This window comes from Psychrobacillus sp. (genome assembly GCF_032154225.1).
GTDB lineage: Bacteria > Bacillota > Bacilli > Bacillales_A > Planococcaceae > Psychrobacillus.
On the sequence record NZ_JALDYF010000001.1, the window covers coordinates 390762 to 405465 of the forward strand.

18 protein-coding genes are annotated in these 14704 nt (G+C 35.1%); 7 read left to right on the forward strand and 11 right to left on the reverse strand.

Features of this window, described 5'->3' with window-relative positions:
- Window positions 1-10: 10 nt before the first annotated feature.
- Entirely contained in the window at window positions 11-280 is a 270-nt protein-coding gene (locus tag RUH95_RS02085; RefSeq protein WP_313891154.1) for a group-specific protein, read from the reverse strand.
- 161 nt (window positions 281-441) lie between these two features.
- Between RUH95_RS02085 and RUH95_RS02090 the strand changes: the two genes are divergently transcribed.
- On the forward strand, window positions 442-870 hold the full coding sequence (locus tag RUH95_RS02090; protein WP_313891155.1) for a hypothetical protein: 429 nt from the start codon (window positions 442-444) through the stop codon (window positions 868-870).
- Here RUH95_RS02090 and RUH95_RS02095 read toward each other — a convergent pair.
- Window positions 842-1108: a hypothetical protein gene (locus RUH95_RS02095; protein ID WP_313891156.1), complete on the reverse strand. Its 267-nt coding sequence runs from the start codon at window positions 1106-1108 to the stop codon at window positions 842-844. The genes RUH95_RS02090 and RUH95_RS02095 overlap by 29 nt on opposite strands.
- Window positions 1109-1143: 35 nt before the next feature.
- The gene (locus RUH95_RS02100) at window positions 1144-1362 is read right to left on the reverse strand and encodes a helix-turn-helix transcriptional regulator (RefSeq protein ID WP_313891157.1); all 219 of its coding nucleotides are present in this window, start codon (window positions 1360-1362) and stop codon (window positions 1144-1146) included.
- Between the two features lie 150 nt (window positions 1363-1512).
- On the opposite strand from RUH95_RS02100, the gene RUH95_RS02105 reads away from it, so the two are divergent.
- The 6 genes from RUH95_RS02105 (at window position 1513) to RUH95_RS02130 (ending at window position 6819) form a co-directional block, all read left to right on the forward strand.
- A complete protein-coding gene (locus tag RUH95_RS02105; RefSeq protein ID WP_313891158.1) occupies window positions 1513-1872 on the forward strand; it encodes a helix-turn-helix domain-containing protein in 360 nt (119 codons plus the stop codon).
- 184 nt (window positions 1873-2056) lie between these two features.
- Window positions 2057-2263 (forward strand): hypothetical protein, encoded by a 207-nt coding sequence (locus RUH95_RS02110; protein WP_313891159.1) that lies wholly within the window; start codon window positions 2057-2059, stop codon window positions 2261-2263.
- Window positions 2264-2418: 155 nt separating this feature from the next.
- Window positions 2419-3615: a nucleoid-associated protein gene (locus RUH95_RS02115; RefSeq protein ID WP_313891160.1), complete on the forward strand. Its 1197-nt coding sequence runs from the start codon at window positions 2419-2421 to the stop codon at window positions 3613-3615.
- Between the two features lie 20 nt (window positions 3616-3635).
- Window positions 3636-5042: a hypothetical protein gene (locus RUH95_RS02120; protein WP_313891161.1), complete on the forward strand. Its 1407-nt coding sequence runs from the start codon at window positions 3636-3638 to the stop codon at window positions 5040-5042.
- Window positions 5043-5121: 79 nt separating this feature from the next.
- On the forward strand, window positions 5122-5613 hold the full coding sequence (locus RUH95_RS02125; protein ID WP_313891162.1) for an ImmA/IrrE family metallo-endopeptidase: 492 nt from the start codon (window positions 5122-5124) through the stop codon (window positions 5611-5613).
- 75 nt (window positions 5614-5688) lie between these two features.
- Complete coding sequence (locus tag RUH95_RS02130) at window positions 5689-6819, forward strand: tyrosine-type recombinase/integrase (RefSeq protein ID WP_313891163.1); 1131 nt, start codon at window positions 5689-5691, stop codon at window positions 6817-6819.
- Window positions 6820-6921: 102 nt separating this feature from the next.
- On the opposite strand, the gene glnA is transcribed toward RUH95_RS02130, so the two are convergent.
- The 8 genes from glnA to RUH95_RS02170 all read right to left on the reverse strand — a co-directional run bounded on the left by glnA (window position 6922) and on the right by RUH95_RS02170 (window position 14688).
- Window positions 6922-8256 carry a type I glutamate--ammonia ligase gene (gene glnA, locus RUH95_RS02135; RefSeq protein ID WP_313891164.1) on the reverse strand — a complete coding sequence of 445 codons (1335 nt, stop codon included), beginning with the start codon at window positions 8254-8256 and terminating at the stop codon, window positions 6922-6924.
- Between the two features lie 39 nt (window positions 8257-8295).
- A complete protein-coding gene (locus tag RUH95_RS02140; RefSeq protein ID WP_313891165.1) occupies window positions 8296-8679 on the reverse strand; it encodes a MerR family transcriptional regulator in 384 nt (127 codons plus the stop codon).
- 138 nt (window positions 8680-8817) lie between these two features.
- Window positions 8818-10068, reverse strand: a complete 1251-nt coding sequence (locus RUH95_RS02145; RefSeq protein ID WP_313891166.1) for a methionine gamma-lyase family protein — start codon at window positions 10066-10068, stop codon at window positions 8818-8820.
- 484 nt (window positions 10069-10552) lie between these two features.
- Window positions 10553-10852, reverse strand: coding sequence for a rhodanese-like domain-containing protein (locus RUH95_RS02150; protein WP_313891167.1), 300 nt, complete (start codon window positions 10850-10852; stop codon window positions 10553-10555).
- A gap of 76 nt (window positions 10853-10928) precedes the next feature.
- Complete coding sequence (hfq, locus tag RUH95_RS02155; protein WP_313891168.1) at window positions 10929-11150, reverse strand: RNA chaperone Hfq; 222 nt, start codon at window positions 11148-11150, stop codon at window positions 10929-10931.
- 55 nt (window positions 11151-11205) lie between these two features.
- The gene (gene miaA / locus RUH95_RS02160) at window positions 11206-12126 is read right to left on the reverse strand and encodes a tRNA (adenosine(37)-N6)-dimethylallyltransferase MiaA (protein WP_313891169.1); all 921 of its coding nucleotides are present in this window, start codon (window positions 12124-12126) and stop codon (window positions 11206-11208) included.
- Window positions 12119-13039, reverse strand: coding sequence for an alpha/beta fold hydrolase (locus RUH95_RS02165; protein WP_313891170.1), 921 nt, complete (start codon window positions 13037-13039; stop codon window positions 12119-12121). Before RUH95_RS02165 ends, miaA begins: the two co-directional genes overlap by 8 nt.
- Window positions 13036-14688 carry a glycerol-3-phosphate dehydrogenase/oxidase gene (locus RUH95_RS02170; RefSeq protein WP_313891171.1) on the reverse strand — a complete coding sequence of 551 codons (1653 nt, stop codon included), beginning with the start codon at window positions 14686-14688 and terminating at the stop codon, window positions 13036-13038. Before RUH95_RS02170 ends, RUH95_RS02165 begins: the two co-directional genes overlap by 4 nt.
- Between the last annotated feature and the right edge of the window lie 16 nt (window positions 14689-14704).

Sequence of the window (14704 nt, forward strand, 5' to 3'; positions counted from 1 at the left end):
ATAGCCCCATTCAATTCCTCGCTTGTTGCTTCAGCCAGTTAAGGAGAAATTCCTCCGTCTCTTTAGCTGGAAACAACCATTTGCGCCCAACCTTAAATTTTGGAAAGTTTTCATTATAGAAAAACTTTTCTTTGATGAAAGGTAAGCTCATATTTGTTTGGCGCATAAGCTCGTCCATATCCCAAAACGTATGACGATGTTCAATCTCTTTCAATTTCTTACTAAGTTCTTCTCGGAACATTAACTCTAATTCGCTTTCATTGACCTGCAGCGATAACATATAAAATCCTCCTTTCCGACAGGTCGTACCCATCTAGATGACTACGAACCAGCGAAGGGGTAACAATGGTTCATAGCCATCTGGAAGAGGACGACAACTCTTCCAAATCATTTTTCTCTCACTCTCCAAATCTTGTATAATCTAGAAGAGGAGGTGAAATTATGACAGAACACTTATGGGAATTAAAATTAGAACAAATACCACTTGGTTGGAACGACATGTATCAAGATGCTATTGAAAAATATCCTAACGGCGCTGAAATGAATGGTTCTTTTGTTCATCCTGTTGATTATCACGCACAGCTACTTGCCTACTTTCACGTCTATCAAGCTAAAGCAAAGTCTGCATACGATAAACTTCAAGAAAAATTTGATAAGAAACTTTTGAATACTTTAGTTCAATATGATATGTTCTTATATTCAGTAATTTATGAATGGGTTGATGATGAACGGGATTTTAGCCAATTCAATTCTTCCGATTTAGATAATCAATTAAAAGATTCTATTTATTACGTTGTAAAAGATGATTTACTCCACATGGAACCATATAAACAACTTCAACTCATTCAGATGAATTTCGATAAAATTTAGTAATGTAAAATTCAATTTGCTTTGCCATTTTGGCAGGTATCGGAGCAATATCTTTACCTGCCTCTCCCTTTGTTAGCTTTACTTCGTGTTTAATCCATCTTGCAGCTCGATATGTCAAATCAAGATCACTTGAAATTTGAGAAGCAGAAGATTCATCAAAATAATTTATTAAATCTTTATAAATTTTTTCTTCCACTTCTTTATCTCCATCACGAATGAAAGGCTGTTGTTCAAACATCCCTCTCACCTCCTTTTAAAATGAAAATGCACCACTTATATAGTATGAGATTCTTGTACTTCATTATCAAATAAAAAGAAGATATCCTCTTCTAAAATTTGGGATATTTTAAGAACAGCTTCTAGTGGTGGAGAAAAATAACCATTCTCCCAATTAGAAACAGATTGTTTCCCTTTATATCCAAGTGCTAAAGCTAACTGTTCTTGAGTAAGTTTTTTCTTTTCACGAGATTTTATCAAATTATAGTTTTTCATATTCTCACCTCCAAGTATGAACACCTTGTACTTTCATTATAAGTACAAGAATCTTGTATGTCAACAAGAAAATACAATTATCTTGTACTTACATTAACTTATTTATATTTTGTTGTACAATATACTTGTACGTCTAATAGGAGGCATACCATGCTATCTAAAAGATTAAAATTAGCTAGAAACAAAACAAGGTTAACTCAAGATGAACTTGCTAAAAAAGTTAATACTACCAAGGCGACTATCAGCAATTATGAAAACGGTCATAGCACACCTTCAAATGAAATGTTGGTATTACTTGCTAATGTATTAAATACAACCACTGACTATTTACTTGGTCGCGACATGATTCAACTCGAAAAAGATAATGAAGATAAAGACGAGGAAGAGTTTTTAAAGTGGATGGACGATCCTACGACAGATTTATTCTTTCGTGAATACATAAACAGTCCAGAAGAAATGAAGGCCCAATTACGCAAGATATGGGACATCATTAAAAATACACCCAATTAAGTGAATTATAGTAAAGATAAATATGAGATATGGCTTTGCCATGTCTCTTTTTTTATAAGCATTAAATCAAAATTTGGCATTTGAGGAACATATGGGGTTTAAATAAGGTTTATTTATCGATGACTTTATTACCACTGAAATTACAAAAGGAGGAGTTTAGAATGGGTGGATTTTTTGTTTTTAAATGAAGCCAAATATTAAAAGTAAATTAATTCTTAATGATGGTACAACAATTCATGGAAACCTTTCCCATGTTACTAAGCAGAAAATGGCTGTTATTACTTATACAAAAAACAAAAAATACAGTGTAGTTATGATACCAATCGGCAATATCTCAATTGCTATAGGAGAAGAAGTGTATACCAATGAAGAAGATGAGATTGAAATATAAACTGAAGCGAAAAAATAGGAAGAGAAAAAAATAACTGCCTCACCTCTAATTCTAACACTAGAAGTAGAGGAATTCGGTAAAACTATGGAGCTTTAGTGAAACTAAAATAGAAAGCTTAAATTTATTACTTATTAACAGTTAGGAGAGAAAATGATATGATTACAAATAATGACGAAGCATCACAAAATGAGTCCGGGCAACTTAATATAGAGGAATCTGCAGCAACTGTTGTAGAAGTAGAACTACAAGTAGCGACTAATGCTGAAGCATCATCAGCAGTTGCTGACGAGATACCGAATAAAGAAACTGTTAGTTTTCATATCAACAATCTAGCTATTACCTTATTGAATATGGAAAAATCTCAAGCTGATTTTGCAACAAAGTGTATAAAATTAATTCCCGAAGATCATAAAGTTTTTTATGATTTTTTCCAAACCCACATTGAACAAACTAGGTATGGAAAAAATACTCGAGAGTGTAAATTTACAGATTCAGACAATTCCATTTTAACAAAAATAAATCGGTATGAGCAAAATAAATCGGAAGAAAACTTCATCATATTTACAAACGAAGTAACTAAAAATCTTTTTACATTTATGAAAGAATCAACAAAAAGTAGTGGCTCATTTTTCGTATTAGATGCATTACACAATGAGGAAGAAGTAATAATATTTCTTAAACTAGATCCCAAAAATGGGGTCCAGTTAGACCCTGAAACACTTGATATAAAAGAAATTAAAAATATGTTACCTGAATCTAATGATCGGGTACATAAATGTGCAATTATCAGAAAAAATTACGTTGCAAATAGTACAAACTTATTTGTATTAGACCGTCAACAAAAAGCTGGGGAAACTTCAAAGTTCTTTATGTCTAAATTCTTACAAGCAATAGCCATACCGAATAACAATATAAAAACAGTTGCACTTCTCAATGAACTCTACACCAAGATAGAAGCGAAGCTGCCAGATACAGAAAAGGAACAAATTAACACCGCTATTGACTCAGAATTTAATAATGGGGCCACTATTCATATTCCTGAAACAGTGAAAAATATATACGAAAAACTAATATCACAAGAAACAGAAGATAGAGAAATACTAATTGAAGAATATAAAACACATTTTGTTTCCGATTTTGCGACTAAATATAAGGATTATGGTCTTGCTCTCACAATCGATAGGGAAGAAAATAAAGTACTCTATAATGCCCCTAACAACAAAATACTTTTTAGATATAATAAAGATTTGCATAACAATGAAGTTACTGTTCTTCATAATAAGACAGACGATATCTATAATATAACTATTAGAAATAATGCTAGTATTGGATTTGAGAAGAAAATAAGATAAGACAGGAGATTTAAGAGGCTATGACAAATACAAATATAATCATAGAAAAGATATATTCCGAGTTCTTAGCCCTTAATGAACTGACTATCAATTATAATCCAACTATAACTGAAAACGAATTTATGTTACAGATAGAATTTAGAGGTTTAGATTCTAGAAAAATGTTAGAAAAATTAATGCAATTACAATACTTTGAAGCGCTAAGTGATAGTGGTAGTCCTTCTTTTTTAATACAAAAATTGGACAGCAGTAGCCTTCAATTTTCCATTGAAGAAGTCCAAAAAATTAGATGGCGGATACAGTACGAAAAATCTACGGAAAATGAATATGTGCAAAACCTAGATTATTATTATTTCTTACCAGATAAAGCAATTGAACTTTTAACTAATAATCATTTTGATAGCCAGGAAGAAAAAATACTACTTGGTCTTTATAATGTAGACTCTTTTGAAACACCGATTTTTAAATTTATTAATCTCTTGACTGAAACTGATTTTAATTTTGAAAAAACCCTGAATGATGATATATTAACGCCAGTAAATCGTCTTCTTACTAACACAGATCAAAAGTTCAATTTGTATAACAATGTATACTCTTTCATGATTGTTAACCCTAACCTTGAATGTAGTTTTCAGCAAGCAATTATTAGAGAATACTATAAATCATTCTTTAAATTATTAAGTTATAAACACGATGATGACCAATATGACATTAGAGGAAATAAAAAAATTATTATATTAGTTGATGAAAATTTTTCTATATCAAATTATGTCATCTTTATAAACCTTGTTGATTTTTTATTCAAAGACGAAAGATTTTTAGAGAAATACATTATTATAAAAAACGTCTTTACGAGATATGTTCACGATAAAGAAAGTATAACAAGTTTAAATACAAAAATTATTGAAATTAATAAAACAACTAAATATTACTTTGAAAAGTATGTACAAGAAGATCTCAATGATTTTTTCAAAAATAGAGATACTGTATACAAAGAAGCGATTAATATATCTAAATCAATAAATGAACAGAATGATAAAATTAATACATATATAAATGCTTCATTAATTTCTTTTTTAATCTTAGCTGTATCTTTTTTGTTAAAAAATGTTTCCGCATTAAGTATTACTAATCTAATTGTCGCTAATGTTAGCTTACTTGTATTTTCATTTGCCTTCTATAGTTTTATTTCTAATTCTACAAAAGAACGTTATAGGACTACAGAAAGCCAGTTCATGCTATTCCTTGATAAAATGGGCATTATATTATCGGATGAAAAAGAAGAACTTATTGATACTTATTTAGAAACACCGTATAATGACTTGTTAAAATCGCTTTCTAGAGTACAAGATTTACTAGTTTATTCAAATATAATTTTAATTTGTATTACATTGATATCAGTTGGAGTTTATTTGGCATCAAAATAATTTTTCAAACCCTGCTTTCAATTAGCAGGGTTTTCTTTTATACTAAAAAGAACAAACGTTCTTTTTTAGGAGTGACAACTTGAACAATACATACTCATTACTTGAAGATTTCATTAAAAACCTTTATCAAAGAATCGGCATTTACCACCCTCACCAATTGGATATTGAAACAATTGCTGCAAGTTTAGGGATTCCATTGAACTACTATGATGGCATCAGCACATTCACTTTCAAACAATTGTTCTTGAATAATCGTTTAACTGATGAGGCACTGTGGCAAGACTTCGGGCATGAAATGTGTCACGCTTTGTGGCATTGTGGAAATCAAAGGTTCCTCCCCCCTTCTTTTGTGCAATTGCAAGAATGGAAGGCAAACAATTTTATGTATGAATTTTGCGTACCCGAATTTATGTTGAGAGAATACATGAATGATCGAGATATACACCCTATTAATCTAATTATAGAAAACTTTCATGTTACACCGGAGTTTGCTCGTATTCGCTATGAGCGTTACATGATGAAATTATACCAACAACAATCTGATGATAGATTGAATGCTCTTTTTAAGTAATTTGTATATAACGATTAGATGTAATATACACAGTTATGTGTTGGAGTTAATAGTACATAGAAAGGAGAAATGTATATGGCTTCATTTAGAAAAATGGGTGATGTTTGGCAATATCGTGTTCGCTACAAAGATATCTACTCTGAAGAATGGAAAGAAGTTTCAAAGAGTGGTTACAAAACAAAGAAAGAAGCGCAAATAGCAGCACGTGAGAGAGAAATAGAAGTGATGAATGGTTTTGAACAAGGTGAAATAAACTTTGCTATTTATATGAACGCCTGGTTAAATCAATATGTTAAAGATAAACTTAAGCCAAACACATTTAAGTCCTATCGTATATCGCTTAAAAATCATGCTATCCCCTACTTTGGCAATATGGAATTAAAAGATGTAAAACCAATGATGTATCAAAAATTTATAGACAGTAAGTTAGAGGAAGGTTTATCAACAGAAACCACTAGAAGAATCCATAACGTTATTTATCAAGCATATAAAAGGGCAGTGTTAAATGGATATGTGCAAAAAAATCCATGTGAAAATGTAAGTATTAAAAGACGTGAAGTAAAAAAGTTGAAATTTTTAGAGCCTAAATTAATTCCACCACTACTAAAGGCGTTGTATAAACGTGGTCAAATATACGGATTGTTTTTTAAATTGCTATTTGACACTGGGCTTCGCAAAGGTGAAGCTGCAGCCCTCCAATGGTCAGATATTAATTGGAAGGATAGCACGATAACAATTGAAAACTCCCTTAACTTTCAACCTGAAGAGGACGAGGAAATTCTTGGAGACACAAAAAACTTTAACTCCAAACGTACGATTGAAATAAGAAAATCGTTATTGAACGAGTTGCATACTCATTTGAAGTATCAAAATGAACGAAAATTAGCTTTAGAAGATCTTTATAATCATGAATTGAATCTAGTTTTGTGCCGCGATGATGGATCTCCTTTGCCAAAATCAACGCTTTATAATGCATTTAAAGATTGTTTGGAGAAAATCGGTCACCCTACTTCTTTACCGATTCATTCGACACGTCATACACATGCAGTACTGTTATTAGAAGCTGGTGCTGATATGAAATTTGTACAGGAGCGTTTAGGCCATGGCTCGATGCAAATAACCTCGGACGTCTATGCACATGTTTCGAAAAAGATGACAGCTAGGTCAATCGAGAAGTTTGATCAGTACATGAAAGGAATTGAATAATTTTCGTGGTAGAAATGTGGTAGGATTTAAAATCGTTACCACGAACTACTTTTTAATCAAAAGAAAAAAGCGTTGGAAGCTTAGAGCCCCAACGCTTTTCTATTAATACATTTTCAAATATTGTTCTCTTTCCCATGGGTGAACAGTTGTGCGGAACATGTCCCACTCAATCTCTTTCGCATCTACAAAGTTTGCGTAAATATGTTCGCCTAGGGCACCACGGATTATTTCATTTTTGCCTAGTTCTTGAATAGCAGCATGTAATGTTGGTGGTAAGTTGTAAATACCATGTTCATTTCTTTCTTCTTCTGTCATCATGTAAATATTTCTATCTACTGCTGGTGGTGGTGTTAACTTATTTTTAATACCATCAAGTCCAGCTTGAAGAATAACCGCCATCGCAAGGTATGGATTTGCAGCAGGGTCTACCGAACGCACTTCAATACGTGTGCTTAATCCTCTTGAAGAAGGAATACGGATTAGTGGACTTCTGTTTTGGCCAGACCAAGCAACGTAACAAGGAGCTTCGTAGCCAGGTACTAAACGTTTATATGAGTTTACTAAAGGGTTTGTAATCGCCGTAAAGCTTTGCACATGTTTTAATACTCCAGCCATAAACTGCATAGATGTTTCACTCATTTTATTTTCCGTAGAATCGTCGAAGAATGCATTTTCTTTCCCATTGAATAATGAAACGTTAAAGTGCATTCCTGATCCTGCTACTCCGAAAAGTGGTTTTGGCATGAATGTAGCATGTAAACCATGCTTACGTGCGATTGTTTTTACTACTAGTTTAAACGTTTGAATATTGTCACATGCCGTTACAGCATCTGCATATTTAAAGTCAATTTCATGTTGTCCAGGAGCTACTTCATGGTGAGATGCTTCCACCTCGAAGCCCATTTCTTCTAGCTCAAGTACGATATCGCGACGGCAGTTTTCTCCCAAATCTACTGGCGCTAAGTCAAAGTAACCACCGTGGTCATTTAATTCTAAACTTGGTTCGCCTTTTTCATCTAATTTGAATAAGAAGAATTCTGGCTCTGGCCCTAAATTGAAGCTAGTGAAGCCCATTTCTTCCATTTCTTTTAGAACGCGTTTTAAGTTATTACGTGGGTCACCAGCAAATGGTGTACCATCTGCTTTATTTACATCACAGATTAAACGTGCAACTTTCCCTTTCCCAGTAATCCAAGGGAATACAACCCATGAATTCAAGTCAGGTACTAAATACATATCTGATTCTTCAATACGAACGAATCCTTCAATAGAAGAACCGTCGAACATCATTTTATTGTCGAGAGCTTTATCGAGCTGACTCACTGGAATTTCTACGTTTTTAATCGTCCCAAGTATGTCTGTAAACTGAAGACGAATAAAATTCACCTCATGTTCTTGAACGAACTTTTTAATATCTTCTTTTGTATACTTGCTCATCATTTCACTCTCCTAAAAGTTATATAGTTAAACCTCGATCTAGCGATAGAAACGAGATAAATCTCCTTGCCTAATAGATGCACGCTGTTGCCTTTGTGCACGCTGCATTTCTTCTTTTACAATAGCTCGTAATTCTGTATCTGAAATGACTTGTCTTGCTTCTTTTAGAGAAGTTGGATTTTTTTTCATTTCAAATATTTGTTTTATACCAGCAACGTTTACTCCACTTTTCAGCATATCTTTTATTTCCAATAAAATATCGATATCGTCAAGCGAGAACATGCGCTGCTTTCCTTCCGTTCGTGCAGGTAGGACTAGTTCTTGTTCCTCATAATAACGAATCTGCCTTGCAGTTAAACCGGTTAGCTGCATTACAATGTTCATCGATAATAATGGCATGGAACGTCTCCATTCCTTTTCCATCACTGCACCCCCTTTTAGGATAGTTTTATTATATTATGATGTTAGCTTTCCTGTCAACAATATGTTAGATAAACTAACACGAAATTTTCTTTAGAAAAAAACCACTTTCTTTTCGCTATAAGAAAGTGGTCGAAATGCTTAACTGTCCAATGTTTGTACCGCACCTAAAATAGCATATTTCACATGTTCATACGTTAATCCCCCTTGGATAAACGCTGTATATGGAGGTCTAATTGGTCCGTCCGCAGTAAGTTCCATACTAGAGCCTTGCACGAAAGTTCCCGCTGCCATAATAACATCATCCTCATAGCCAGGCATATAGGAAGGTTCAGGCGCAAATTGAGCATTTACTGGAGAATGCGTTTGAATTGCTTTGCAAAATTGAATCATCTGATCCGCTGTTTGGAAAGATACCGATTGAATAAGGTCTGTTCTTTTTTCGCTATAATGTGGCTCCGTTGTCATACCGACTTCTTCTAATACGGCCGAAGTGAAAATAGCACCTTTTACAGCTTGTGAAACAATATGAGGCGCTAAGAAAAATCCTTGGTACATATCCATAAGCGTGTTTAGAGATGCTCCAGCTTCTGCTCCAATGCCTGGAGAAGTCATTCGGTAAGCACACTTCGTGACGAATTCACTTTTCCCTGCAATATATCCTCCTGTTTTTGCAATACCGCCACCAGGATTTTTAATAAGAGATCCCGCCATTAAATCTACGCCAACATTTGTTGGTTCTAGCTCTTCCACAAATTCGCCGTAACAATTGTCGACAAAAATAATCGCATCTTCTTTTAAAACTCTAATTTTTTGGACCATTGCTTTTATTTGCTCTATCGTAAATGAAGGACGTAGGGCATATCCTTTTGACCTTTGGATAGCAATGACTTTCGTATTGCTTTTCACTGCCTTTTCCACTGCCGTCCAGTCAATTGCACCCGATTCAAGTAAGTCAACATGCTGATAGCTGATGCCGAAATCCGCTAAAGAGCCAGTATCTTCTCCTTGACCACTTACAATGGACTGAAGCGTATCGTACGGCTTACCTGTTATGTATAGTAATTCATCATTCGGCCGCAATACGCCAAATAAGCTAATAGAAATAGCATGTGTACCAGAAATTATTTGTTGTCGTACAAGCGCAGCTTCTGCTCCAAATGTAGTTGCATATACTTTTTCGAGTGTATCTCGTCCATCATCATCATATCCATAGCCTGTTGATGGGTTAAAATGGTGGTCGCTTACATGATGCTCTTTAAAAGCATGTATGACTTTTTGTTGATTCATAAAGGCTATTTTTTCTACATCTTTATGAAAACTTGCAATTTTCACTTCTGCTTGTTCTGCAAGTGCTAACACTTTTTCAGATAACGTCGTCGTAAAATTCATTTCATTGTCTCCTTCATTTTTAACACGTATACAATAATACTAGAAAGTTTTTTGTTGAATGTTAACTCTCGATAAATTATTCACAACATAGTTATAGTTTTGCGCAATATTATTGGCACTACTCGCAACATTACCATAGTTATGCGCAATATTGTTCTCACTACTCGTAACATTCAATAGCTTTTTTCACAATTATACGGCTAGATTTTTCCTTTTTCATCTTTAGGATATGGATGTAGTGAAAAGCGGCGACTCCAGCGGGAACAGCGGATGTTTTCTGCGACGAGTAACCGCAGGAGCACCGAGCTGAAGACCCTGGACTGAGCGCAGCGAAACTTTGTTTTGCGACGAGTAACCGCAGGAGCACAGGAAGCGGCTGAAGCCGTGCCCGCGGAAAGCGTCCGTTTGTAACGGAATCCATTCCCATTCTTATCAAAAAAAGACTAATTTCAATGAATGAAATTAGCCTCAAATTGTAATCAAATTAAAATTCTAGCTCGCCTTCCCATGCCATCATTCCACCAACAAGATTTGTTACATTATAGCCATTCTCTTCTAATATTTCGCAAGCCTTCGCACTTCTTCCTCCAGCTTTGCAAATAATAATATGTGGAATAGCTTTATCAATTTGATCCAAACTTACATCGACAGAACCAAGTGGAATATGAACTGCCCCTGGAATAACTCCAGTTGCCACTTCGTCACTTTCTCGTACATCTATTAAACTAAACATTTCGCCTGCTTCTATCTTTTGTAAAAGCTCTTCTGTTGTAATCGTATTCATAAGTCATCTCCACTTTCCGTTGTATATATTCCTCCAAATAATAATAGGAGCATATGATTATGTCAAACAAACGGTATTATTCAGCGTTCAAATTGACAGACTTAGACGGTGAAAACGTTGAAATTGCGTGTTTATAGATTAGTTGCTGTTTGCCATCTGATTCAAGTAAAACGGTAAAATTATCGTATGATTTGATCGTGCCTTTTAACTGAAATCCATTTAATAAGAATACCGTTACAAAAATGTCATTCTTTCTTAACTGATTTAAATAATTGTCTTGAATATTTACTGGTTTCATTCCCAATACCCCCATGCGTCTATAATAACCCCACACCTATTAGTATTCGCCTTAATTAATTTAAATCCTGCACAATTCCGTTAATTTCTTTCAATATTATTTCCAATTGCTTAAAAGGATTATACCAATGGATATCCATTTTATTACGGAAATAAGTTAACTGACGTTTGGCATACCTTCTGGAGTTTTGTTTTAACGAATCAGTTGCATCTTCTAGCGTCGTTTGTCCGTCCAAGTAGGCGTAAATTTCTTTGTAGCCAATCGCTTGAATTGATTGAACATCTCGAATTCCTTTTTCATGTAGCGCCCTTACTTCCGCAAGCAATCCACTGTCCATCATTATATCAACTCGTTTATTGATTCGTTCATAAAGGAGTTCACGGTCTATATTAAGTCCAATAATATAATGCGGATATATTTCTTCATGCCCTTGGTTGTTTTCGATTTCACTTTTCACTTTCCCACTAAGCTCCACCCGTTCAATTGCACGCATAACACGTTGAATATTATTCGGGTGAATATCAGCAGCAGCAACTGGATCGACACTCATTAATCTATCGTATAATTCTTGCGGCGACAGTTTTTCAAGTTCCAGTAGTAAGCTATTATCTTGTTTTGGCTCTTCCGTGAACCTGAAATCGAAAAGAACGGATTGTATATAAAGTCCAGTACCACCAACGATAATCGGCAGTCGCCCGCGGGCAGCAATTTCCTCTATTTTTCCTCGAACTAGCTTTTGATACTCCGCTACCGAAAAACTTTCGGTCGGTTTTTTAAAGTCCAATAAATGATGAGGAACGCCGTCCATTTCTTCTTCGGTAATTTTAGCCGTCCCAATTGATAGCTCCTTGTAAACTTGCATCGAATCACCGTTAATGATTTCTCCGTTAAACGTCTTGGCGAGCTCTATGCTAAGTGCCGTTTTCCCAACTGCGGTCGGTCCCACAATTGCGATAACGAAAGGATTTTCATTCATTATGCATCAACCATTTCGCTACAGTGTCGAATGTATCTAATTTATTTTTCTCCAATAAAATCTCATGCCTTGCGTTTTCTACTAATTGAACCGTTACATTTTTCATCCCTGCATTCGTCAAACCTTTCGCTACTTTAAATATGTCTTTTCCATTGTTTCCTACTGGATCTTGTGCACCACTTATGATGAATACGGGCAAATCTTTTCTAATGCGATTAATTTCTCCCGTTTTGTGCACAGTTTTTATACCATACAACAAGTCCGCGTAAAATTGGTTCGAAGGAATAAATCCACACATCGGATCATCTGCGTATTTTTTTACTTCTGCTTCATCTGAATTTAACCAGTCAAACGGCGTTTTTGCGTCTTTAAATTGTTTATTGAAACCACCAAAAGACAGCTGATTCATTAATTTGCTTTCCGTTTTTGGCGTTTGCAATTTGCCTGATACTTTGCTAACTACTTCTCCTAAGCTTCCAAGTAAACCTTGACTATAGCCAGTTCCACAAATAACTACTTTCGACAATGAATCGCTGTATTTTTGCATATATCTACGTGTTATGAAAGACCCCATACTATGTCCAAATAAAATAAGTGGAACATCCGTTATATCTTCCCGAACTTTTCCTAACACTTCTCGTACATCTTCTGTTACTCGCTCAAAGCCATTCGAATCAGCAAAATAGCCGAGCTGACCATTTTTAGCTGCTGTATTTCCATGCCCTCTATGATCATGCCCACTAACGATAAACCCTCTACTTACTAGAAATAGTGCAAATTCATCATATCTTGCTATATGCTCCGCCATGCCATGTACAATATGCACATGACCAATTGGGACTTGCTCAGGCATATACTTCACCACATGGATGAAATGACCATCCGACATTTCTGCTTCTAAAATAGATTTCATGAAGCACCCCCTCCTTCTAAAGTAGATTCATGTAGCAAATTCGTTAATTGCTGTTCGAAATAAGCAGTTTCTTTCTCCGAGTAATTCAGTAACTGTTTCATCGCCGTCAACACATCCATATACAATGCTTTATATTGCTCTATATGAAAATAAAGCATTCCCGTTCTACGCACTAAAAAGTCTACTGGAGCATATGCCATTTCATAATGAATAGCGTAATATAACTCCGCAAGAACACTTAACGGCAAACTAGAAGTCGTTGTCGACTGTAAGATATGGGCATATTGATAAACAAGATCAACATTTGAACCGTAAAACTTCGCCAGTCTTCTTCCTTCTTCTAACGTAAGTCCATAAGAACGAGCAAGTTGTGCTTTTTGCTCGGTAAATGCTTGGAAATTTCGAGTGCCTCCAACATCCCCTCCAGATAAAGCTAAATGCTTCGTCACACAAGGTCCATATTGATGATCCCCTAGCTGTTTAGAAATTCTATCTACTATAGACTCTGCCATTTTTCGGTATCCCGTCAACTTACCTCCAGCAATCGTAAACAAGCCTGATTTCGACTCCCAAATTTCATCTTTACGAGATACTTCCGAAGGTGCTTTTCCATCTTCGTAAATGAGCGGGCGTACTCCTGCCCATGTAGATTCTACATGTTGCTCTGAAACTTGTACGGTTGGGAACATATAATGGATTGCCTGTAAAAGGTATGCAACATCTTCTTTTGTCGCAAGCGGGTTTTGTAAATCCCCTTCAAAAAATGTATCGGTTGTACCAACATATGCTTTTCCTTCTCTTGGTATCGCAAAAATCATCCGTTTATCAGGTGTGTCAAAATAGATAGCTTGTTGAAGCGGGAAATGCTTTTGATCGATTACAACATGGACACCTTTTGTCAGTTTTAGCTTTTTATTGTTATCGATTGCATCTAATGCTCTAACCGAGTCTACCCAAGGACCAGTTGCGTTCACAATTTTTTTCGCATGAATTGTTATTCTTTTTTTCTTCGCTTGATCTATTACTTCTGCTCCAATGACATCATTTTGATCGTTATAAACAAATGATTTCACTTTTGCATAGTTTAAACAGACTGCTCCTTTTTCAATCGCTTTTTTCATTACTTCGATTGTTAATCTTGCATCGTCTGTTCGATATTCGACATAATATCCTCCACCTAGAAGACCCTCACTTTTTACTAATGGTTCTTTTTGGAGCGTTTCTTCTGCAGAAAGCATCAATCTTTTTTCATCTTTTTTCACACCAGCTAAATAATCATATACTTTTAAACCAACCGAAGTAGAAAGTGGACCAAATGTGCCTTTTTTATGAAATGGTAGCAGCATCCATTCTGGTTCAGTCACATGAACTGCATTGTCATATACAATTTCTCGTTCTTTTCCAACTTCCGAAACCATTTTCACTTCTAATTGTTTTAAATAACGAAGACCACCATGAACGAGCTTCGTGGACCTACTCGATGTACCTGCCGCAAAATCTTGCATTTCTACAAGTGCAACGGACATACCTCTCGTTACGGCATCCAGTGCAATACCAGCACCTGTAATACCTCCACCAACTACTAATACATCAAATTCATAAAAATTTAGCGTGTTCAATATTTGTTCGCGTTCCACAGAAGATTTCATCAATAGTATCCACCCC